We start from the raw sequence: 23,661 nt of genomic DNA, 5'->3' as shown, positions 1-23,661 counted from the left end.
GTAGTCATTTTTTTTACGTTAAAATTACTACAAACAATAGCAACTAAATAAAATTCAAAGGTTCATTATCAATCGATACATAGAGTCCTCTTCGCTGATCAATTTGACTCTCATCTAAAATTTGTTCCAATAGCGACTTTAAAGCTGGTTCCTGCTTATATTTGATAATAATTTGGTAATAATAACGGTTTTTAATCCGCATAATAGCACTTGGTGTAGGGCCCAAAAGTAAAGATTGTGGACTCAAAACTTCTTGTAATTGCCGTGCTAGCTGAAAACTTTTTTGTGCTGCTTGAACTTCTGTTTCATGGCTCACCGTTAATTTTACTGTGAAGTAATAAGGTGGATATCCTGCTTGATGTCGCATTATCATCTCTTGTTGGTAAAAGCGTTCATAGTCTTGTAGTTTAGCCAATGAGATAGCATAGTGTTCCGGATTAAAGGTTTGGATTACAACTTCGCCGGCTTTTTTTGCACGACCCGCTCGACCACTAACTTGCGTTAATAGTTGAAACGTTCGTTCACTTGAACGAAAATCTGGTAAGTTTAATGCGGTATCCGCGTTTAAAACGCCCACTAGCGTAATATCTGGAAAATCTAATCCCTTGGCAATCATTTGGGTTCCCAGTAAAATATCTGCTTTTTTCGCACCAAAAGCATTTAATATTCTTTCGTGAGCTCCTTTTTTACGAGTCGTATCAACGTCCATCCGTAAAATCCGCGCTTCTGGTAATAATTCTTGAAGTTCTGCTTCTATTTTCTGCGTTCCTGTCCCGTAATAACTAATTTTTTTACTACCGCACTCTGGACATTTATGGGGAATTGCTTCTTCATGACCACAATAATGGCACCGCATTGTTTTGGTATCCATGTGTAATGTCAATGAAATATCACAATTGGGGCAATCTAAAACATAACCACAATCACGACACATCATAAAAGAAGAATAACCTCTACGATTTAACAATAAAACAATTTGTTCCCCTTTATTTAATCGATCTCGCATTTTTTCTTGCAAAACCAATGAAAAAGACGACATATTCCCTTTACTATATTCATCTTTTAAATCAACAACTTCAATTGTTGGCAAAAGAGCAGCCGGATTAGCGCGTTTTTGCAAAGGTAATAAAGTATATACCTTTTTTTGTGCCCGTGCACGGGACTCTAAAGAAGGCGTCGCACTTCCTAAAACAACTGGACAATGATGATAACGACTGCGCCAAATTGCTAAATCACGCGCATGATAACGTGGCGCTTCTTCTTGTTTATACGTTGCTTCATGCTCTTCATCAACAATAATTAGACCAATATTTTCCAATGGTGCAAAAATTGCAGAACGAGCCCCTACCACAACTTGCGCTTTTCCTCTTTCAATTTTGCGCCATTCATCATAGCGCTCGCCTTGGGATAAACCACTATGCAAAACCGCCACCGCATCTTTTAATCGGCTTTTAAATCGCTCAACCATTTGTGGTGTTAAAGCAATTTCTGGTACTAACATAATTGCGGTTTTTCCGTCTTTTAAAACGTGTTGAATGGCTTGTAGATACACTTCTGTTTTACCGCTACCTGTAATACCTTCTAATAAAAAAGTTTCTGCTTGTTCTTTTTTATAAGCCGTCAAAATTTTATTTACTGCTTTTGCCTGTTGTGTATTCAAAGCAAGATTCGTTGTTGTTTCAAATTCGTGATTGGCAAAAGGATCACGATAAGTCTCCACTTCCAAAATTTCTAACCAGCCATCTTTTACGCCTTGATTTAAATGCGCTGTTGAAACACCTAAGTTAGTAAAATATTTTACCGGTAAAGCTTCGGTTTGACTGCCTAATATTTCTACAAGTTGTGCTTTTCGTAACGACCCTTTACGAAGTGTTTGTAAAATTTCAGCAGCTTTTTTTTCATCAATTAAAGAATTCACCATTCGCAGCGTTTTCACGCGATTTTTATTATGAACTTCATAGCGAATATCAACGATATTTTCTTGGCGAAACTTCATTAATTTGGGTAATAGTCCATCTTTTTGCGCTTGGTCATAATCTATTTCACCGCTGACGGGAAAATATTGCGCAGCTTCACTAGTAGTATCTACTAAAATAATAGTCTTTTTATATTCTGCCTTCATCACACTTGGTAACATCGTCTGCAAGCATGTGATTTTAAAAGCATAAGTTGTTTCTTTCATATAATCAGCTAATGCCAATAATTCAGCATTCAAAACCGGCGCTATATCTAAAACGCGAATAATAGGTTTTAAGCGTTCGTCTAAAGTGGCAGTTTCACTTAAACCCACTACAAAGCCTTGAATATGACGATTTCCTTTACCAAAAGGAACTTCAACACGCATTCCTTTTTGGACCACAGGTTGTAACTCAGTCGGAATTAAATACGTAAAGGGTTGATCTGTCTGCATCGTAGGCACATCTACGATAACTTCTGCTAGAGGATACACGTCACTCCCCTCCTTCTCCGCTATATTCTACTAAAAATAAGAAAGTTTGTCTGTCAATCAAATGAAAATTTAGAAATTACACTGGATAAAAAGATCTTTCAAGTGAACTAGCTTTCAATCATTGCCGATTACACTTCAGTTAAGTAGCAACTGGCAAAAAATGTGGCACGTTGTAAAGATACAACATGCCACATTTTTCTTTTTATTGGTCAAAAATAGTACTCTTTGAGTCTATAAATTTTGTTCTTCCCGAATCCGGGCTTCTAATTCTTGTTGTTCACGTTTTTGTGCCGCTTGATTTTCTTCTTGTTCCATTTTCAAACGCGCACGTTTGATTTCAGGATGCGGATCGTTAACTAATGTTTCAGCATCAATTTCCTCTAGTGCACGACCAACATTTTTTACTGAATCGAATTGATCTAATGTTGGTTTAGCCCCTGCATCTAATTCATGCGCACGTTTTGCAGATAAAATAACTAATGAATATTTTGAATTTACTCGATCTAATAATGAGTCGATAGATGGGCGTAGCATCATTTTGACTACATCTCCTTTAACATTTTAATATATTTGCCGATCACGCGATCGACTCTGAAGTGTTCACTGGCAATAATATCTTTAATTCTATCTACTGCAAGTGGCACTTCATCATTTACAACAGCATAGTCATACAATGCCATCATTTCAATTTCTTCTCTGGCAACTTTCATCCGCTCTTCAATCACTTCAGCGGCATCTGTACCACGACCAACAATACGGGATTTCAATTCATGTAAATCTGGTGGTGTCAGGAAAATAAAAACGCCATCTGGCACTTTTTCTTTTACTTGACGGGCCCCTTGGACTTCAATTTCAAGAAATACATCTTTGCCTTTATCTAAAGTTTTTTCCACATAAGAAAGAGGCGTACCATAATAATTGCCGACATATTCAGCATATTCTAACATTTGCCCAGCTTCGATTAATTCTTCAAATTCTTCACGGGTACGAAAATAATAATCGACCCCTTCAACTTCTCCTTCTCGCATTGGGCGGGTGGTCATGGAAATAGAATACTGAAAGTCATTATCATCACTTTCAAATATTGCTTTTCGCACAGTTCCCTTGCCAACGCCAGAAGGCCCTGATAATACAATTAATAAGCCTCGCTCTGACATACTGACGTCCTTTCACTTCTTGTTTGCTGGTCAACTTTTACTTTACGCAAATTTTAACAGTGATTCTATTATAGACGCAAACGTTCAAAATTGCTACCTTTGGATAAAAAGTGCAGCTTTTTTGTTTAAGATATCTATTATCGCTTAACAAGATTCACATATATCTCTGACTTATTGCCTTAAAAACCCATATTCGACAACGTATTCACAATAGTTGTAAACTCATCTTTACGTTTTTGATTGGTATCTATTGGATCAGCTACTTCTGCTACGTCTGTTCTGGTAATAAATTTACGTTCCAAAATCACATTCGTTTCATTTACCATCAAAAATAACTGTTCTGGCGTAATTTTAACACAAGCATCTTGCCATGCAGCAAAAGGAGCTTGCTCAGAAGGAACTGCCCGTTTGATAACCGCACGTCCGGAAACTTCATGGAAAGTAATATCATAATATTTCATTTTATCTTCATCCTTTCTCACTACCTTAATTCTTTAATCCGCTTATTTACTTGACCTCTTATTCCACATTTTGAACTTGTTCACGAATTTTTTCCACAATTGTCTTCATTTGAACAACAAATTCTTTAATTTCAATTGCACCGCTTTTAGAACCAATTGTATTGATTTCTCGATTCATTTCTTGAATCAGAAAATCTAATTCTCTACCTACTGCTGTTTTCTTTTGTAAAATAGCAGCAAATTTTTGCAAATGAATGGCTAGTCGATCCAATTCTTCATGAATGTCGCCTCGCTCAATTAATAATGCCATTTCGGTTAATAATCGCTCTTGATCAACTTGACTCCCCAGAAATTCTTGCAACTTTTGTTCAAAGCGTTGACGAAATGTTTTCTCAAAAATAGTATTAAACTGGGACAACGCTTCTAATTGTGTGAAGAGTGCTTGCGCATTTTCTTGTAAAACAAACAAAATAGCTGTCCCTTCTTGTTTGCGGCTTTTAATTAATGCCGTAACAGCTTGGCTTACAGCATCTACAACTAAAGATTCAAGTTGCCCTCCAGTAGTTTGCGCTTGCTTTACCTCCACATAGTCTGGCAAAGCGACTACTTGTTCCAGAATTCGTGCAGTTGATAATTCCGTTTCGCCATAGCGAGCGGCTGCTTCTTTTTTTAATTCATTTACCAATTTATCGACTAACGGCCAATGAATTATCACCTCTTTATTAGTATCTCCTAGTTCGTTAATGGTGATGAAAACTTCCACTCGCCCTCTTTGGACTGCTCTTTTCACTGTTTGACGAATCTTATTTTCCAATTCATTGATTTGTTTTGGATTACGAATTTGCAAATCAAAAAAGCGATGATTCACACTTTTTATTTCAACTTCTACTTGATAACCCAAATTTTCTACACTTGCTTTACCAAAACCTGTCATGCTTTGCATATTTTTTAGCTCCTAGTCCATCAATTTTAATGCTTGTTGTAAAGCCGCAAATTCTTCATTACTTAAAGTAATGCCTTTTCCCATTTTCTCATGCTCTGGGCCCCAGTCCCGCAAGTCAAATTTTGGCGGTCGACCATTCCAGCTCACAATATTTAATTCCTTACGCCAGCCTTTGTCGTTTTCAGATAAGACTGCAATTTCTTCTAAAATTTCATATGAGAATGCTTGTGCCATACTTTTTCCCTCCATTAGGATATATTTCAAATAGTATATTCTTTCTTAGAATATTTTCTCAGCCTGTAAAATTACAAGTGAGCGAATTGTACCTTAAGACCTTAGCATAGTTTGTTAAATACATAGATCAGATAGCCTTTGATGACATTACTTTACTCTTCTTGATCGCCTTTAAACAAATATTTACAAAATTCAGCAGTTACAATACTAACTGCCAAATTTTCCAATAAAATCTGAGGCAAATTAAAAGGGAAGCCTTGCAATTGCAAAAAGGATAAAAATAAACGGGAGTCTGACCAAGCAACCAAACGTTCGCGGTATAGATGTAGCCATTCACTTACAGATAAGGCTGCGTCAAACTCTCCTATTTGATTTGTACTTACACGTTTAACTTGTGCAATAAACGTCTTTTCTTGATAAATTTCATCAGGCAAAATATTCAGCCAAACCCCACTAAGTTCTGCTAAAGATAATCCTGCTGTTTCAAAAGCTACTTTTTTTCCATAGACAGTTTCTAGCTTACGCCAAAAATAAGGTGCCTTAATAATTTGCCATAAAGGATCTTGCTTTTTACGTAATCGTCGACAAAACTCCCACCACAACTTATTAAACTCTTCTTTAGCAAAAGTATACCAAAAACCGGTATACCGCTGAAAATATTTCAGCGTCTCCAAATACCCTAGCCGCAGATTACGTTTGGAGCGTTGGGGATCAAACACTAAAAAACTACCCAAAGTCCAAGGTGAGCTTAAGGAAATCGTCGCAACATTTTGGGGTGGTCGATATTTCTTGGTAAAACCTGGACCTTTTACATCCACTATAATACATTCTGTTGCACCCTGTTCTACCGCAACATCAACTGGCACATTGTTACGATAGCCACCATCAATATAGTAATCTCCCGCAATTTCGGTAGCTTTCATAGCAGGATAAAAAGAAGCTGAAGCGCTTAACCAATGAAGCGCAGTGGTCAATTGTTCTTTTTGAAAATGATACACTTTTTCACTAAAATCTGGCAGTCGAGTTGTACAAATATATAAATCTTTTTGACTTTGCAACATCTTTTCCTCATCAAAAGTGCGTTGTATTAAATGATTTAAAGGTTCTGTACTCGCTCCATTTTCCCGCAGGGCTGTATATGTAAGAGACCGAATTTGTCGCAGTAATAAGTTTAGTGCATGATTATCGGCTGCTGCAGCGGGAAATTGTAATACTTGATCGGTACTCAAACTTTCCCAAAGTTGACTGGCTGCCTTTAAATCCGCTAGCAAAATTAACCCCCCGTTTAAAGCCCCAACAGAAGTTCCAGTTACAATTGAAAAAGGGATGTCTAACTCCTGCAAAGCCTGCCAGACCCCAATTTGATAAGCACCTCTTGCTCCGCCTCCAACTAAAACTAGTGCACTTTGATACTGACATTTCCGGCTAAATAGACTTTGATTTACTTGAAAACCATTATCTAAAAGCCAATTGAGATTTTCTGTGGTCAATTCTTTTGTCGCAACTTCAAATCGTAACCCGCTAAAAAATTTCTCCCGGCAAAAATTATCCAACAACTGCAACAATTGCTGACGACTACTCGTTTCCTCGCTGTCCCATAAAAAATTATCCAAATCAAAGAAGTTATCTGCTGCTACTTTGCCCGCTAAAAAAATCGTCAAATTGTGTTTTGTTATCTGCCATCCCTTTTGCTCTTTAATTTTTTGTCTCATATCTTCTTTGGCAGCGCTATTACTTGCAAAAAAAGGCAGTCCTTGACAACTGCGTTTAAAGACAAGTTTATAGTCGGTAAAATCAGAAGGATATAGTTTCGTCGTCTGCATCTCTCTCACCTCTGTTTGCTGTGGTTTTGCTGTTAAATGCCCATAATTGATTATTATTAGTATAACAAAAGTCGAACAGACTGCCTCTTTTAAAAATTTTTGTCTGGGAATAAATAAAAACAGAGTCTGCCTTTTTACTGACTCCTAAGTAAAGTCGGTAAAAAGTATCCTCTGTTTTTATTCCTATGTTTTTTAATATGTTTTTGATTTCAAAGCAAAGGCATCCCGCATTTCTTTAGTTGCCTCTTTAACTGGCGTGACATCTTTTAATTCTCCTTGGACAATGGTTCGTGTGATCCCTTCGATTTCGCCACAGGTGATCAGCGTGACAAGTTTTTTCCCTTTGATAACATCTAAATATTGCACTTCAGTTGGTTGTACTCGCACAATAATTTTCGTTTCATACGTATAGATATTTTTTAAATCCGTCAAATAAATGGTATCCCCTTTTTTCACCTTTTCTAAGGGGGTAAATAATAATTCCGGTTCATACGCTCGATGAGACGCCAAGGCATAGTTGCCTTCTCCCATTTTCTGATTTGGCTCTAAAGTCCCAGCTCCCCATAATAATGCTTCGTTTGCAAGTCCTTTAAAAATAGGCAGATTAATGCCCACTTTAGGCACAGCAATACCACCAATTGTCGGCAAATCGCGATTGGTGAATTGCGCTTTAAATACCGCCTGGCTACTAGACGGCACGACTGCGTCAAAGTCAAAAGAAGCTGACTTTTTTTGATTTTTTTCAATTTCAGCTGCTGTTACTTCCGAGACAGCATATTTTTCACCATTCTTTTCAATTAGAAAATTTTTGATTTGATTGTTAAACGTCAAGCCAACTCCTACTAAAAGTAATAATAATAACAATAAATTAATCAGCCAGTTTTTCACACGCGACTTTTTTTTCATGTTATTTTCTCCTTAATTTCATAAATTTTATCACTAAACTTACTGCATTACTTCGATGGGCTTCCCCAATTATTTTTTTGTTACATTTTATCTGTTACTATTATTTTAACATATTTAAAATCTGTTTTATACTTTGCTACACTTTCCAATAAACCTGCCATAAAAAAATAGAAAATCCTTTTTAATTCAGAGTAAAATTGTTACAATTGGTTTGAAATAATTGCAAAAAGACGTTCTCCTTGTAACATAATCTTAAAAGAAAAGATACAAGCATTTTCTCGCTGTTTATTGTAAAATAACTTAAAGTGATATAAAGGAGGAGTGGGCAAAATGCCGGAAATGGTCTATGTACATATTGATACAACAAGTAACGCCATTTTGGCCCGTGGAATCACACCGGCAGATTTTGTTCATGGCATCGTGCACTACCCTAGTAATTTGCTTTTGTTAGATCCTTCCTCAAATTATGGTGAATTTGAAGTACATACCGGTATGAAGATTATTCGAGGTAACGAAAGTGTTGACCGTTTTTTTGATGAAGTGCGCAAAAGTCGAATTACTGAAGATTTAAAGTGGATTGATTTCAGCGATGCTGCCATGCTAAAAGAGTTAACACCACTGGAAATTTCTGAGCTACTGTATTTTGGTCATATGAAAACCCATCTTCACTCGCCTTTTTTCTATAAGTTACAAAATAATTTTGTTTTTTTTGATTTACAAGATGGACTCACTCGCGTGTACTATCGTTACTTAGATGAATTTTATCGTATTTTAGCAGACAAAATTACCCGAGCTGCGTTAGGCAAATTAAATGACCGTCGCAGTTTTTTTAGAAAGGCGACACCTGTGGAAAAACTTGATTTGAACCTTTTAAAAGAAATGAAAGGACTTTTTCAAGAAGGTGTTATTTTCTGTCTAACTAGTAGTGAAGTTGTCAATAAAGAGTTTCATATTCCCATTTACTTAGTCGAAGAAAGCGGCTTACGCCAAAGTGTGACTTTTGGTTATGATAACCCGGAAATGCTGGTTGCGACTTTAATTTACAGCAAAACTGAAAGAACTTGGTATCTCAAACATGAGGATAACGACTTATTGTTGTTGCCAAATTAAAAGACTGTCCCTTTAAAGTAGGTACAGTCTTTTTTGATTGAAAATTTTTATTTTGATCGCATAATGGAAGTAAAAGGACTGCCCTTTGGTATAAATAGTTGGGGTGCCACTTTCACCAAAATCCCCAATACTACGGCTACATAAACAGCATTTGCTAACATGGAAGCACCATTAATAACAAAAGAATACATATAAGGATTCATTCCTTCTGGTGCGTATGCTCCCCAAACGAACACGCCTGCCCAAAAGTGCCAAAACCAACGGGCGAAAGCTGCCACAATGCTGCCAAAGACGACATACAAAATCGCTCGATTGCTATGTTGCCCCATTGCGGTTTGAATTCTTTTAGCAAAAATACCACCAAACCCGCCAAAGGCAAACGCAAAGGGGTACTCAAAAATAATTTGTGGCACAGAAACAAAATTTTTCATCGCTGTTCCAATCACAATACTTAATAATCCCCAAACAAACCCTGCTACTAGCCCAGGAATCAATCCTCGCCGATAGGAATATAAAACTAGCGGAACCATCCCTAATGATAAATCAAACGCCGCATTTGCCGTTTGGATTGGGATAAATGATAACGCCATTGCTGCAGCGGCAATTACTGTTCCTTCCACCCAGACTTGTAATTCCATTTTTTTTGCCATAAAAAAATCCTCCTTTAAGAACCGTCACATAAAGTACGTAGCAAATATACGCCACAAACTTCTATACAGGACAAAGGAGAAGTATCACTTCAGACTTGTCACAATTCCTACGCTCGAATGATCGATACAGGTACGAAGGGTTTAGTAGACTTACAATCTCAGCCAAATGGCTCCCCTTTGTGAACGAGTTCTATTTTATTTTTTAATGTACTTAGCATAGCATATTTCATGTTATTTGTAGAATTTTTGATCTATTTTTTATTTTTATCTACATAGCTAGACCAATAGCTACTATTTGATAGATATATCACAATTAAAAAGTTCACTTGAAAGACTGCCTAAAATGAATATTTTCTTTATCTCGTAAAATATTCACCTGTTTCAGGAACCACTACAATTTCTTTTATCAACTTGCCATTGATTTGTTTGTCTACTGTGAAGATGAAGATTTCTTGGTTATTCACAGTTTTCGTTTGGCCTGTTAATTCATCTTCCTTTAAATTATAAATTTTTTCTACAGCTTTTTGTGCAGTTTTGATGCTTTTCACTGATTCTGTGAATACTTTAGTACTGGCAAAGCCATATGGTGTCATTCGTTGCCCATACTGACTAGCATCTTTTAAAGCTTGCGCCGTCTTTTCTTCATCATAACTCACAGTAGCTGTTGTATAAACAAGTCCAGATTCATTTAATTTCACTTGCCACTGTCCTTTTTTAATTTGACTTATAGTAACAGCAGCGCGTTCATAACTTGTCCAATTACGACCACTTAATTTTACAGTCTGCGGATTTATCTGTTCAAATTTTCCATTTCCGATAATACTGTTTCCCTGGGCATCAGCCAATAAAACATTATTTAGAGTTGGGGCAGTAGGGTTCAAGGCATCTTTTATCTGCATCAAATTAAAGTTCATTTGAAATGGTACGTCTTTGTTATCCTTTGTTTTTGCCGTACCACTAAAAACTTTGTGGATCAACTCGTCATAAGAAAAGGCCAAGGGATCTTCACTAATTGCGGTAGTCGTAACTGTTGTGTCAACAGTATTTGTTTTTGCTTGTTCCAGGCTCGCTTGTTGCTGGGCAATACTTGTAATTGTATTTTTTGCTTCGTCTACTTTTTGACAACCAACTAACCCTGCTGTCATTAACAGAAAACCAACCAATTTTCTATACCTCTTCATAAGTGCTCCTTATACTTTTTATTTAATTTTAGCATAAGTTCTTTTTCCCGTTTATTTTTTGCCTCACAAATACACTAACAAAAAACTCTTACCAAAATGGTAAGAGTTTTTTGTTTATTTTGTTGGTTGTTTTGTTTCAAACAACGGACTAACAGGTTTATTTTCGTGAATACGTTTGATGGCCTCTCCCATTAAAGGACCTACAGAGATTTCATCAATTTTTTCAATGCGGCGATCTTCAGGCAAATTAATTGAATCTGTTACAACGCAACGTTCAATCGCTGAGTCTTGAATTCTTTGCATTGCTGGACCAGATAATACAGGATGCGTACATGAAGCATAAACACTTTTTGCACCAGCTTCTTTTAAAGCATTCGCAGCAAGTGTAATCGTACCTGCTGTATCAATCATATCATCAATCAAGACACAAATTTTACCCTCTACATGCCCAATAATATTCATGACTTCAGCAACGTTTGCTTTTGGACGACGTTTGTCAATGATAGCAATTGGCGCTTTTAAAAATTCAGCCAATTTACGGGCCCGTGTTACACCACCGTGATCTGGCGAAACCACAACGACATCGTCTCCTGAAATTCCCTTTTCTAAGAAATAGTTAGCAATCAACGGTGCGCCCATTAAATGATCCACTGGAATATCAAAGAATCCTTGGATTTGCGCCGCATGTAAATCTAAAGTTAAGACGCGGTTTGCGCCTGCTTTTTCAATCATGTTTGCAACTAATTTTGCAGTAATTGGTTCTCTTGAACGTGCCTTTCTATCTTGTCGTGCATAACCGTAATAAGGCATCACCACGTTAATTGTTTTGGCACTTGCTCGTTTTAAGGCATCAATCATAATTAATAATTCCATCAAGTTATCGTTGACAGGACTTGATGTGGACTGAATTACATAGACGTGAGCACCCCGAATACTTTCTTCAATGTTGACTTGAATTTCGCCATCACTAAATTGGTTTACTGAGCATTTTCCTAATTCGACACCGACCGCCTCCGCGATTTTTTCCGCCAAAGGACGATTTGAATTCAAGGCAAAAATCTTCAATCTTGGATCGAAATAATGATTTGACATGAGAACCTCCGCTTTCTTCTGCAATTAAAACTACTTTTGTCTGATCTTCCTAGTAAATAGTAGTCATTTTTGCTTAATAAATCAAGTAGGAAAGTGTTTTCAAAGTGAATTTTATGAGAAAGTCGCTTATAAAAATCCAATTTACAAATTTAAAACAACGCCCACCAAAAAAAATCCGAACTATACCAACTTTGAAATGGTGATATAATCCGAACTTTTTTGTTTATTCCAAAATAATTAGCTTCTTTTAGTTATGATATGGTAATTTTTTTGCATAATCTTCTTTATTGACTTGGCGTGCGCGGGCAATTCCCATTGCATCTTTTGGTACGTCTTGATTAATCGTTGAACCAGCCGCGATAAATGCGCCTGCACCAACATTAATTGGCGCAACCAAGTTAGAAGCCGAACCAATAAACGCATTATCGCCAACTGTGGTATGATGTTTATTTTTACCGTCATAGTTCACAAAAACAACGCCACAACCGACATTAATTTCTTTTCCTAAAGTTGCGTCTCCTACATAAGTTAAATGACCAACTTTGGTACCTTCGCCAACCTCTGCATTTTTCACTTCAACAAAGTTGCCAATATGGGCAGTTTCTTTAATTTCAGCTTTTGGCCGTAAATGAGCAAATGGGCCAATATCCACATGATTGTGTACAACACTTTCTTCAATGCAAGAAGACTTCACAATTACATGATCACCAATTTTACTATCCACAATTTCAGAACCAGATGTAATTAAACATTCATTGCCAATAACAGTCTGACCTTTTAGATAAACGCCTGGTTCAATTACCGTTTCAGCACCAATTTCCACGCCAGCATCAATATAGGTTGCCGCAGGATTAATGAAACTAACCCCATTTACCATATGTTGATGATTAATGCGATTACGCATAATCCGATTTGCCTCTGCTAAAGCTACTCGATCATTAACACCAAGTGATTCATCAAAATCTTCTGTTTGGTAAGCCGCTACAATTTTGCCTTCAGATTTTAAAATTTCAATAATATCGGTTAAGTAATATTCTCCTTGCGCATTATCCGTGTTTAATTTACCCAACGCATCAAAAAGCAATTCGTTATCAAAACAATAGGTGCCAGTATTAATTTCTTTTACCCGTGCTTCCTCTGGTGAGGCATCTTTTTGTTCCACAATCTTTTCCACAATGCCAACATGATCGCGGATAATTCTACCATAACCTGCTGGATTTGGTGCTTGTGCAGTTAAAATTGTTGCACTTGCGTTTTTTCCTTGGTGATATTCAAATAAATTATTTAATGTCGCTGTTGTCAAAAGTGGCGTATCACCACTGATTACCAGTGTTGTCCCTTTTTTGCCTTCTAAAAATTGCGCTGCTTGCATCACCGCATGACCAGTGCCAAGTTGCTCTGCTTGTAAGGCATATTCACTACGATTGCCTAATTGTTCTTTTACCATTTCAGCGCCGTGTCCGACAATTGTAATGATTTCCTTTGGTTGTGTTTCTTCCACACGGTTAATAATGTGTTCTACCATTGGTTTTCCACAAACTGGGTGTAAAACTTTATATAATTTTGATTTCATGCGTGTACCTTTGCCCGCCGCTAAAATAATTCCGTAACGCTCTGTCATGTATTCCCCTCATTTCAAGTTTTTCACTTCCGTTTTAGTTTATCCCAATCACTGTTTCATTTCAAGCAAATCAAGGATAAGCCAGATAGACCAATTTTAAGCTGAATTTTCATATCTAATTATACTTCCATATTCAGCTGACTTGTCCTAGCACTGCTTTTTAAAAAATATCTGCGCAACCTCTACTCGTTTTCCCACTGTCCTAAAAAAAATCTAAAGTTATGGGCCGGATGAAAAGTTATCCACTGTGGAAAAGTAATTTAAGCCTATTTTATTCACCTGTGTAAAAAACCTCCGCGACAATATTTTGCCGCGGAGGTTTTTATATTTTTAATAGTCAAATTGACGGTAGTAACGACGAATTTCTAACGGATGACAATTTAATTTTTCCACATGGGCATCAATTCGTTGCGTAACACAGTGCATTAACAAGAAAGATAACACCCGGCCACGATATTTTTCACTGATCCCTTCAACTGCATAATCTTTTGAATCAATAAATGTGTAATTGCCACAAATACGTGGTAATAAATTTTTCACCCGTTCTGCTAAGGGGCGCTGTTCATCTTCACCTAGGAAAAGGGTTACTGGTGTGGTTTCATCTACGATTTCTAAGGTACCATGTAAAAATTCGGCAGCGTGAATTGATTTTGAACGCAACCAGCTTTGTTCTTCCCAATAACACATTGCATAAGAATACACGGCCCCCCATTGATTACCTGCACCGATGAAGTAATGCATTGCATCATGCCGGTGTTTTTCTGCAAATGCTAAACCAAAAGCATCCGCTTGTTTTTCGGCTTCCACTAACCCTTTTGCAAGATGAGCCTCCAATTCTTTGTAGTAGTCTTCATAATCGTCAAATTCACCATTATTTTTCATCAAACGATCTGCTACCATAAAGAATTTAATTTGCTCTGTGCCTGGGGCTGGGTACGTAATCACATGATCACATTTTTTTGCTAATGGACTATTTTCAGTATCGATAAAGCCAATTAGTGTTGCACCGACTTCTTTAATTTCATCAACAGCTTTTACTACTTCTTGCGTCGTTCCGGTCACAGAAGACAAAACAACCACTGAATCTTTTGTTAACCGTTTGTTGCCAGTTGTATAGTATTCTGCTGCATGTTGCACGTAAGCTGGTAAATTACTTTTACCGTTAATATATGTTACAGCTTGCATCGCAGAAGCATACGTCCCGCCAATACCTAAATAATAAAGATTATCAAAACCTTTTTCCCACACATTATCCACAATCTTTTCTACTTCTGGACGTAACTCCAAAGCTCCTTGGATGTCGTCAATTTGTTTTTGTTCGTTGAATTTTAACATTTTTCCACCTCTATCATTTACTTTTATACTTTGCTTTTTAATACGCGATCAAAATCATCAAAAATTCGTTGGTTCAAATCAATTCCTTTAGCAGTTGCAATCTTATACGCTAAGATTTGGAAAGGAATTACTAGTAATAACGCCGAAAGAAGTTCATCACATTCTACTTCTAAGCCTAATTCAGTTGCATTTTCAGCAGCCTGTGTGGTGATGGTCAATGCTTGGCCAACATATGGCGCCATGTAAGTTTTCAAGGCCTGTGAACGAGCCCTATTAACGCTTTTTGTTTCAATAAAGAATACGAGATGCTCACTATTAGCTTCTAAGTAAGGACCATGCATATAAGCTTCTAGTTCAAATCCTTGCGAAGGTTTGCGCACCGTTTCCGTAAATTTTGTTTCAAATTCTTTTGCTGTCCCCCAATTAGGTCCATAGCCAATCGCAATAAAACGCGTGCCTAATTTAAAACTTGCTTCATGGACTGCAAAGAAATCATTTGTTTTTGCAATCACATTTGGAATTTCACTGATAACTTTTTTTAATTCGCTGCGATAAAAATCGATTTGCTCCGGTAAAAGAGCTCCCTTGTTGTCAGCAATTGTTAAACCTAGTAGGAATAATTGTAAGACAGTGGTCACGTAGCCTTTTGTAACAAAGCCAACTTTTTCAATCCCCATTTCAAGATCAAGAACTTCATCGACAGCTTCTGCAATTGGACTTGTAACGTCACTTGTTAAAGCAAATGTAAATAATCCTTCTTTTTTTAACTTTGCAATCGCATCGATAGTAGACGCACTTTTACCACTTTGTGACACAGCTAAAACCGCATCGATTCCATCACTTATACGGCCATAATGGTTGAAATTGTAAGGTTCTTCAATCGTAACGGAAATGGCAGCAAATTTTTCTAGTGTGACTTTGGCGGCTAAGCAGGCATTATAAGAAGATCCTGTCGCCAAAATCAAAAGATTATTGATTTTTTTAAAATTAACATCTTTTTTTAATGTGAATTTTGCTAAGATATTTTTTAACGTTGCTTCTTCTTCGTTGATATAATCCAACATTGTTTCCATTAATTAGCCTCCTAGAAAATACCCACTAATGAACCTAGAATCCCCACTACAGCTAAACCTAAAAGAATTGTTAATGGTTTTACTTCTTTTTTCAATAAATAAAAGACTGCACCGAATACCCCAAGACATAAAATTTTTGGAACAATATCATCAAAAATACTTTGTACCGTTACGGCATTTTCTCCAGAACCGATTTTCATTGGTAAATTGATATCGATCATCGTTGCTGTCATTCCTCCAACGACCATCAACCCGATAATAGATGCACCCAAAGTTAAGCTTTCCATCATGCCATTTGCTTGGATTTTCTTCAAAAAGCCCGTTCCTAACTTATATCCCCAACTCGTTGCAAGATAGCGAAATAAAATGTGTGGGATGTTAAAGATTAACAAAAACAAGATTGGGCCTAAAATATTACCTTGTAAAGAGAGTGATGTTCCAACTCCTGTAGCAATCAAACGAAGCGTTCCCCAGAAAAATGAATCGCCAATTCCTGCTAAAGGCCCCATCAAAGAAGTTTTAATACTATCAATTGCAGAAGTATCAAAATCTGGATCATTTACATTTTCTTCTTCCATTGCTGCATTAATTCCTAAGATTAGCGTCACAATATGTGGTGTTGTATTGAAAAATTCTAAATGGCGTTTTAAAGCATCTGCCATTTGTTCTTTTGTTTGATACAATTTTTTCAAGATTGGAATCATAGCATAGGCATAAGCCATATTCATTTGACGTTCATAATTCCATGAAAATTCCATTTGAAATGAACGCCAAAATACTTTGCTTAAATCTTTTTTTGTAATTTTTAATTCCGTATTAGAAGTCTTCGTCATCATCAACTACCTCCCCAGTAGTGGCTTGAACTTGTGAACCTTGGCTTGTGCGAACATTCATAATATTTACTACCACAACGGCAACAATCGCACCAAAAATAGCAATTCCGGTCACTGGAATTTCTAAATAAGCCGCTAATGCAAAACCTAAGAAGAAATACGGTGCCACTTTCTTATTAATTAATAAACGCGCCAACATTGCAAAACCTAGCGCAGGAATTAAACCTGTTGCAACAGATAAGCCATGTTGGACAAATTCTGGAATCATCGCAAGTAAATTCCCGATTGTTTTACTTCCCACCATAAAGGAAATTATCACGATTAATCCTAGCATGAAAGATAAGCCAAAACCGGCTAATAAATGCATACGTTCTACACCTTTGTAATTCCCCTCAGCGGCAAAATCATCTGCTTTGTGGTTCATAATCGGAATCAAAAGTCCCAAGTAAATATTCTTCAAAATCAAAGTCAACGTAGCAATAGGCAAACCAAGTAATAATGCTGTTTCAGTACCTGCTCCTGCTGTAATCGCAAAGGCCGTTCCTAAAATACCGCCAGTTACAACGTCTGGTGGAATAGAAGCTCCTACAGAAAATGATCCAATAAATGCTAGTTCAAGTGTTGCTCCCATGATAACGCCGGTTTTTATATCACCTAATACAATTCCGGTAAATAAACCTGTCACAATCGGGCGTGACAAAAGGGACGTTCCCAATGCGTATTCTGATTGTGCAATAAAAGCGACGATGCCAAGTAAAATTGCTTGTACAATCATTTCTTCACTACCTTTCTTTTACAAAACCTCAGTAACATTTACCTTTTTATCATTTGGTACTTGGCGAATTTCAACTTCAACACCTTGCGCCACTAATTTTTTCAAAAGCTCTTCTTCTTCGGGTAAAACATTGACTGCTTTGCCAATACTTCTAGTGCCTTCTTTTACTTTTGTTCCACCCAAGTTAATAATTTTAATTTCCGGATAAGCTTCAGCCAGCTTGTATGCATCTTTAACTGACTCCACCACAATAAATAATTTATATTTATCTGTTACCCCACTTTTTAATGCCGCAATGGAGTCTTCAATATTTTTAATTACTAATTTCACCCCTTGCGGCTTGGCTAATTTAATTGTAGTTTTGCGCACCTCGTTATTTGGTACATCATCATTAGCAATTAAAATACAATCTGCTCCCAAACTTTGGGTCCAGGAAAAAGCAACTTGACCATGCAATAGACGGTGATCAACACGTGTTAAAATAATCATAATTTTTCTCTCCTTACTTAAAAGTCTTCTTCTGCCACAGTAGTACTATACGTTAAATTACAAAACTGAATGGCTTCTTTTGAACTATCCAAAACTGTTGCGATTGTTTGCTTTAAATCTGGGGCAAACATAAATTGCGTCGCAAACTCAATTAGAAACGGTAAATTCATACCCGCTACTAAGTAAAAATGTTGCCGATCGATGTAACGTAAAAATTCGTTATTAACACTACCTCCAAATAAATCCGTTACCACCACTACTTCTGCCTCTGCATTTTGTTCCATTAGCGCATCCACAGCCTTGGTTAGGTCGAAGTCTTCTGTTATGTAACAATCCAATGTTGTAATATTGTCATTTTTACCACAGATCAATTCCAACGAGCTCAAAATCCCCGAAGCGAATTTTCCGTGGGAAGCTAAAATCATTTTTCTTTCCATTTTCGTCACCTCATTTCTTACACCAAAATAAAAGCAAGTTGTGTGCCAACTTTAGTGGTACACAACTTGCTTTTATTAAAAATCTTCATCAATTGCTGTATTTTCAATGTTTTGGTAAACAATATCATAAATATAAGCAATTTCAGAATCCGGAATCTTGACACTGTAATCGTTTTCTATGACACTAAAAGCTTTTTTGATTTGGTTTAAAGCAAGCTTTTGACACTGATATAAATTTTCATAATCGGCATAGGAATCTATCGGAATATTACGAATTAAGCGTTCAATTAGACAACTCACATGTACATACAATGCGAGTTTTTTCGCGTTACTAATCACAATCCCGCTATAAGCTTCTAACTCCCGCATAAAGACTTCAATTTCGCCCATTACTTTTTCTGTGTCTAATATCGTAACCGAATCAATCACTTTTTCTAGTGAAAAGTTACGAATCACGTTGGTGTTGAATGTCCTATTTTCTGTAGGAGACAAATACGTACTCAACCATTCGGACAATAGTTGGTTTTCATCACCAGAAATTAATTCTTCTAAAGATAAATAAGGTACTCCTGAAATTCCAGGATCCGCTGTGCCAATAATCCCCAACACATCATACATGGAAAAAATAGTCTCATTTTGTTTATGCTCTTTTAAGACCTCATATTCATAAGGAAAAATTTTTAATTCCACGGAAGTTGGCAAACTTTTTTCTAATAATTGGCTGATATGTGTTGCCGTTCCAATCCCAGTAAGACAAGTTGTAATTAAAGCTTTCATTTTATTTTCCGCAGGATAAATAATTTCCCAGTCAAGCTGGGTTTGTTTAGCCGCGGTTTCAATCATTTCTTGTAACGGAAGCGATTTTTGTAAATTCTCCCCGATTGCTATAGCTAACGGTGTCGTTACATTATTCATAATAACCACTGGTGCAGTAAGTTGTTTTGGAAAGAATTGATAAATCTCTTTTAACGATCCCATATCAACTAAAATAACTAAACCATTGGAAACATCTTGATTTTCACTATAATCTAAAATTTCTTCTGCTATTTGTTGAGGCGTAACATCCAGTGGCATATCAAAAGAAGCAAAAATGTCCTTACCTAAAAAACGATTCGCTACATTGGCAATACTACTAGCTGTTGCATAACCATGAGCTACAATAATCCCCCGGGGAATTCCCAACTCTTTTTGCCAATCTGCACGATTCAAATAAATTGTCAGTAAAATACAGTCCATCTCCGAGATTTCCAAGTCTAATTTTGGCTGACATAATTCTAATAAACGTTTGACATATTGATAACTTGCTGCATATTCACGCGCGATTTGTCCTTCTAATTCCTTGATTAAGCCCAAAACATTCGCATCTTCTGGGTACCATTTTCCCGCTCCTCGTTGAAATAGATAATAACTGATGGCATAAACCGCGTTACCGTTAAATTTGATTTGATAAGCACTTTCCATTTGCTTAAACGTATCTCGAATATATTGGGTTAAGTAAATCAGCAGCTCTTGCTTTTGTTGGCGATCTGTTTCAAAGAGGAGGAAATCAAACAGATTTTCCACTTCTTGTTTTAATTGTTCTTCACACATTGCAAGTTGTTGCTGTTTTGAAAATTCCGTAATAATGTGCTCAAAAGTCGTAATTACTCTTTGTTGTTGTGGATGATTTTTTTCTAACAATTGAGGAATGGTTGTATTTTCCGTCATCACAGTATCCTTTTGGAGCACACTTTGTAAATTTCCTGTAGCTGGTACTAATAATTTTTCTGGCAGTTGATAAATTGATACATTAATTTTTGCGGCATTTTTTTGTTCGGCAAAAGCTTTGGCAACAGTAACTTTTACTATATTTTTCAACTCACCAATATTGCCTTTGAACCCACTGTTCGTTAATAAAGTTAAAACTTGACCACTCACATTCAGCGGTCGCTTAATTTTACGCACTTCACTTAATAAAAAGGAATAAACTAACTCCAAGCGTTCATTTCGACTGCGTGCATTAATTGCAGGCAAGGTTACTTGAATGGGAATCCGTCGCATAAACGTCGTTAAAAAGCTACTCTCCAAATCTTCGGTAGTAGCAAAAAACAGACGTGTTTTGACCTTAATTGGTTGATTTGTGGCTCCCATAGGATAAATAATTCCCTGATCCAAATAAGTGAATAACTTTTCTTGTCCTTCTGCATTTAACCGATGGACTTCATCTAAAAATAAAATACCGCCGTCTGCGGCTTCAAACGCCCCGATTTTATCACTATCAGCCCCTGTATATGCTCCTTTTACATGCCCAAAAAGATTACTAGTTAATAGCTCTGGATTATTAGCATATTGCGCGCAATTTAAAGTAATAAGCGGTGCATCTTCTTTAATCAATTCATTTTCCAAACAATACTTATGAATCAAGCGGACTAAAAAACTCTTCCCCGTCCCACTTTCGCCAGTAATTAATGTCGGTAAGCCGTTATCTGGATAATAAAGTGCTGTTTTGATTTGTTCCACTGCACGACTCAAACTCTTATCATGGCCGATTAGTAACGAAAACAAATCTTTTTGCTGTTCAAATAAAGGTTGCTCTTTTAAAATTTCCTCACTACTTTGGTAAAAGTTATCTCGCAATAAGAAAAAATCTTTTTCAAACGCCTCTTTATGGAAATAATAAACCGGACGGGAATTGATTTTCACCAATAGTCCGGCTTCGTTCAACTGATTGAGGTAATGGCTAATGGTGTTGCGCTTCACTGCAAAAATCTCTGCTAGTTTTTGCGCCGTAAAAACTTCACTTAAATGGCGAAGATCAATAAAAGCCGTTTGGTTTTCCAAATATGTCAATAATTCTTCTTTCATCGTTATCCCCACTTACAATTATTTACTGATTGAACTATTAAAAACGTTTCCAGTTTTAGCCATACTGTAGCACAAAAAATGGTGAGAATTTAACTAACTCCCACCATTTTTTAGCGAATATTAATAAAACGATATAAGATGTTATAAAAGCAAGTTACTTCTGTCTTTAATCAAATTTTTCAGACAATAACTGCTTCAATGCAGAAAAATTAGTGATCTTCATCAACTCTACGAATGCATCTTCTTCGTCAAATAAAGAAATCAGTGCTTCATAAATATCTAAAAAACGATTTCGATCTAAACGACTAATAGCCGGTAGCAGCATGCAATGAATTTTTTTTCCACCCCATAAAATCCCCCTTTTGGAAATAACCAACGCAATCTTTGTTGTGACTGCTTCTGAATAAATCGAATGGGGAATCGCAATTTGATCATAAGCAGTATCAGCAGCAGCTTCTCTTGCTTTAACATGTTCTAAAAAGGTAGTGGGGACTATTTCTTCGCTTATTAATTTTTGACAGACTAAATGCAAGATTTCTGTAGCATTTGTTGCTTCTGGTTCGTAAAAAAAGAAACGTTCATCAAAAAAAGTAGAAAAATTTTGTAATAAAATCTTGCGCTTACGTCTTAAACGCACATTTGCAATTTCTGTCCCCAAATAACTTCGCTGTTGACTATTTAAAATAGGCGCTAACTTAATCACATCATAGTCTTCATGCAAAGGCGCTGCTAAAGTGGTTAGCAACAAATCAAATTGATATGCTTTTATTTCTGTCAAATCTTGACAAACAGCTAAAATATTCAATTCTTGTTCAAAGTTATGATTTAATTGCGTGTATAATTTTTCGTTTAACCCCATATACTTAGGTGCTACTAAAACAGTGGGGATTTTATGACTATTTTGATGCTGGTCTTCCAACTCAGATCCCACATGTAAAGCAATATAGGCTGTTTCATCTTCTGTTATATGCAGATCATTTAATTCGCCTAGCCGCAAACTGATAAAAACAGCAATCATATACACAATAAGAAAATCTTGTTTGACACTATCTAACATTGGATTTTGAATATAAGCAGCTTCTTTGGCCCGTGAGACTAGTCCACTTAGATGGAGTGCAAAGGGAATTACAAAAGAACTTTGATTCAATTTCACCCCAAATGTTTGATAGACTTCTGCTAAAATTCCTTCTAATTGATGCACTAAGTCTGTACCAACAATCCCTTTAATCTCTTCAAAATCACTACTGGGTAAATAATTCGTATTCACTTGAAACAAAACGTGAAGTTCTTCTCGCTCGGAATCATTTAATTCAATTGAAAAGGCAGCTTCTAATTTGGCAATCATTTCATTTACTAATTTGGCTTTGTCTTGTGGTAGCCAAGTATGTGACATCGCCCGTGAAGTCAGCGTATGACCATTTCGAATAGACTCCACCAATATCAACAAATGCAAAACCAAATTGGCGAATGAAAAATCGTTGAAACAATATTTTGTCTCGTGGGTAACTTCTTGAATAATCGTGGTAATTATTCCCACATCTGCTGGAGGAAAGTGCTTCTTTAACCGGGTTAAATCTAAGTATTTATCAGGCATTTCAGCAAAAATTAACAATGATACTAACTTTCGCTTTTCTTTTTCCTCCCCCACAACTTCTAAATAATCATTTCGAACTGTAAAACGTAACTTTTTACTTCCAAAGTTTTTATTCATTTTACGAATATCTGCCCGTATGGTGGACGCGCTAATAAATAAATCTTCTTCTAAATCAAAAATATTCAAAGTTTGATGGTGAATTAACAGTGCGGTTATGTAATAAAAAACACGTTTTTCAAATGTATCGGGGACTTCCTCTTGATCTTTTTCTTGCGCTAATAATTGGTGCGCCGCTTTTTGATTAATGCTATAGCCATGGTTGGAGGCACTGATTGTAGCTGACTGCAATGTATTAATTTCTTTAACATAGTTTTTTACGGTGCGAGGAGAAATATTTAGAGCTTTCGCCAAGACAGTTGAAGAGACTGCACGGTCAGCACAAACCAGATAATGAATTAGCGCTTTTTGCTTTTCTTTCATTCGTTCACTCCTTCACTTATTTTACATTTTCAATTATAGCCACTCTTGGTAGTGTTTACAATTACAGTTTTTTGCACCGCACCCGTGCAAAAGTAAATTTGAGACATAACAATTTTCGTTTAATAATAGACATGTAAACAGCAACCGGTTGAAGAAAACAAAAAAATAAAAAAA

The 23,661-nt window shown here is 36.5% G+C and carries 21 protein-coding genes and 1 riboswitch; of the genes, 1 reads left to right on the top strand and 20 read right to left on the bottom strand.

The annotated features are described in order from the left end of the window. Positions 1-43: 43 nt before the first annotated feature. From priA to EsVE80_RS01090, 8 genes are all read right to left on the bottom strand, one after another. The gene (gene priA, locus EsVE80_RS01125; protein WP_408639870.1) at positions 44-2,410 is read right to left on the bottom strand and encodes a primosomal protein N'; all 2,367 of its coding nucleotides are present in this window, start codon (positions 2,408-2,410) and stop codon (positions 44-46) included. 270 nt (positions 2,411-2,680) lie between these two features. After that, positions 2,681-2,986 carry a DNA-directed RNA polymerase subunit omega gene (gene rpoZ, locus EsVE80_RS01120; protein WP_173102092.1) on the bottom strand — a complete coding sequence of 102 codons (306 nt, stop codon included), beginning with the start codon at positions 2,984-2,986 and terminating at the stop codon, positions 2,681-2,683. 5 nt (positions 2,987-2,991) lie between these two features. Next, positions 2,992-3,606, bottom strand: coding sequence for a guanylate kinase (gene gmk / locus EsVE80_RS01115; protein WP_173102091.1), 615 nt, complete (start codon positions 3,604-3,606; stop codon positions 2,992-2,994). Between the two features lie 179 nt (positions 3,607-3,785). Beyond that, the gene (locus EsVE80_RS01110) at positions 3,786-4,067 is read right to left on the bottom strand and encodes a hypothetical protein (RefSeq protein WP_173102090.1); all 282 of its coding nucleotides are present in this window, start codon (positions 4,065-4,067) and stop codon (positions 3,786-3,788) included. 58 nt (positions 4,068-4,125) lie between these two features. Beyond that, positions 4,126-5,010, bottom strand: a complete 885-nt coding sequence (locus EsVE80_RS01105; protein ID WP_173102089.1) for a YicC/YloC family endoribonuclease — start codon at positions 5,008-5,010, stop codon at positions 4,126-4,128. 12 nt (positions 5,011-5,022) lie between these two features. Beyond that, positions 5,023-5,244 carry a YdbC family protein gene (locus EsVE80_RS01100; protein WP_173102088.1) on the bottom strand — a complete coding sequence of 74 codons (222 nt, stop codon included), beginning with the start codon at positions 5,242-5,244 and terminating at the stop codon, positions 5,023-5,025. Between the two features lie 152 nt (positions 5,245-5,396). After that, the gene (locus EsVE80_RS01095; protein ID WP_173102087.1) at positions 5,397-7,067 is read right to left on the bottom strand and encodes a patatin-like phospholipase family protein; all 1,671 of its coding nucleotides are present in this window, start codon (positions 7,065-7,067) and stop codon (positions 5,397-5,399) included. 192 nt (positions 7,068-7,259) lie between these two features. Beyond that, the gene (locus tag EsVE80_RS01090; RefSeq protein WP_173102086.1) at positions 7,260-7,973 is read right to left on the bottom strand and encodes a class A sortase; all 714 of its coding nucleotides are present in this window, start codon (positions 7,971-7,973) and stop codon (positions 7,260-7,262) included. Positions 7,974-8,303: 330 nt separating this feature from the next. On the opposite strand from EsVE80_RS01090, the gene EsVE80_RS01085 reads away from it, so the two are divergent. Continuing rightward, the gene (locus tag EsVE80_RS01085) at positions 8,304-9,083 is read left to right on the top strand and encodes a hypothetical protein (protein ID WP_173102085.1); all 780 of its coding nucleotides are present in this window, start codon (positions 8,304-8,306) and stop codon (positions 9,081-9,083) included. Between the two features lie 47 nt (positions 9,084-9,130). On the opposite strand, the gene thiT is transcribed toward EsVE80_RS01085, so the two are convergent. The 12 genes from thiT to EsVE80_RS01025 all read right to left on the bottom strand — a co-directional run bounded on the left by thiT (position 9,131) and on the right by EsVE80_RS01025 (position 23,487). Beyond that, the gene (gene thiT, locus EsVE80_RS01080; RefSeq protein WP_232061238.1) at positions 9,131-9,733 is read right to left on the bottom strand and encodes an energy-coupled thiamine transporter ThiT; all 603 of its coding nucleotides are present in this window, start codon (positions 9,731-9,733) and stop codon (positions 9,131-9,133) included. Between the two features lie 87 nt (positions 9,734-9,820). Further along, a riboswitch (TPP riboswitch) is annotated at positions 9,821-9,920 on the bottom strand. Between the two features lie 169 nt (positions 9,921-10,089). Then, a complete protein-coding gene (locus tag EsVE80_RS01075) occupies positions 10,090-10,914 on the bottom strand; it encodes a hypothetical protein (protein ID WP_173102084.1) in 825 nt (274 codons plus the stop codon). 114 nt (positions 10,915-11,028) lie between these two features. Beyond that, positions 11,029-12,006: a ribose-phosphate diphosphokinase gene (locus EsVE80_RS01070; protein ID WP_173102083.1), complete on the bottom strand. Its 978-nt coding sequence runs from the start codon at positions 12,004-12,006 to the stop codon at positions 11,029-11,031. 247 nt (positions 12,007-12,253) lie between these two features. After that, the gene (glmU, locus tag EsVE80_RS01065) at positions 12,254-13,627 is read right to left on the bottom strand and encodes a bifunctional UDP-N-acetylglucosamine diphosphorylase/glucosamine-1-phosphate N-acetyltransferase GlmU (RefSeq protein ID WP_173102082.1); all 1,374 of its coding nucleotides are present in this window, start codon (positions 13,625-13,627) and stop codon (positions 12,254-12,256) included. Between the two features lie 330 nt (positions 13,628-13,957). Next, on the bottom strand, positions 13,958-14,962 hold the full coding sequence (locus tag EsVE80_RS01060) for an SIS domain-containing protein (protein ID WP_173102081.1): 1,005 nt from the start codon (positions 14,960-14,962) through the stop codon (positions 13,958-13,960). 23 nt (positions 14,963-14,985) lie between these two features. Next, a complete protein-coding gene (locus EsVE80_RS01055; protein ID WP_173102080.1) occupies positions 14,986-16,035 on the bottom strand; it encodes an SIS domain-containing protein in 1,050 nt (349 codons plus the stop codon). Between the two features lie 11 nt (positions 16,036-16,046). Continuing rightward, positions 16,047-16,868: a PTS system mannose/fructose/sorbose family transporter subunit IID gene (locus EsVE80_RS01050; RefSeq protein ID WP_173104095.1), complete on the bottom strand. Its 822-nt coding sequence runs from the start codon at positions 16,866-16,868 to the stop codon at positions 16,047-16,049. Then, positions 16,852-17,643, bottom strand: a complete 792-nt coding sequence (locus EsVE80_RS01045) for a PTS mannose/fructose/sorbose/N-acetylgalactosamine transporter subunit IIC (protein ID WP_173102079.1) — start codon at positions 17,641-17,643, stop codon at positions 16,852-16,854. Before EsVE80_RS01045 ends, EsVE80_RS01050 begins: the two co-directional genes overlap by 17 nt. Before the next feature lie 18 nt (positions 17,644-17,661). After that, on the bottom strand, positions 17,662-18,132 hold the full coding sequence (locus EsVE80_RS01040) for a PTS sugar transporter subunit IIB (RefSeq protein ID WP_173102078.1): 471 nt from the start codon (positions 18,130-18,132) through the stop codon (positions 17,662-17,664). A 17-nt stretch (positions 18,133-18,149) separates the two neighbouring features. Next, positions 18,150-18,569, bottom strand: a complete 420-nt coding sequence (locus EsVE80_RS01035; RefSeq protein WP_173102077.1) for a PTS sugar transporter subunit IIA — start codon at positions 18,567-18,569, stop codon at positions 18,150-18,152. Between the two features lie 75 nt (positions 18,570-18,644). After that, the gene (locus EsVE80_RS01030; protein WP_173102076.1) at positions 18,645-21,413 is read right to left on the bottom strand and encodes a sigma 54-interacting transcriptional regulator; all 2,769 of its coding nucleotides are present in this window, start codon (positions 21,411-21,413) and stop codon (positions 18,645-18,647) included. A gap of 166 nt (positions 21,414-21,579) precedes the next feature. Continuing rightward, complete coding sequence (locus EsVE80_RS01025) at positions 21,580-23,487, bottom strand: BglG family transcription antiterminator (protein ID WP_173102075.1); 1,908 nt, start codon at positions 23,485-23,487, stop codon at positions 21,580-21,582. Positions 23,488-23,661 lie beyond the last annotated feature (174 nt).

The organism is Enterococcus saigonensis (genome assembly GCF_011397115.1).
In the GTDB taxonomy this organism is placed as follows: domain Bacteria; phylum Bacillota; class Bacilli; order Lactobacillales; family Enterococcaceae; genus Enterococcus_C; species Enterococcus_C saigonensis.
This window is presented reverse-complemented; position numbering and strand designations above follow the sequence as displayed.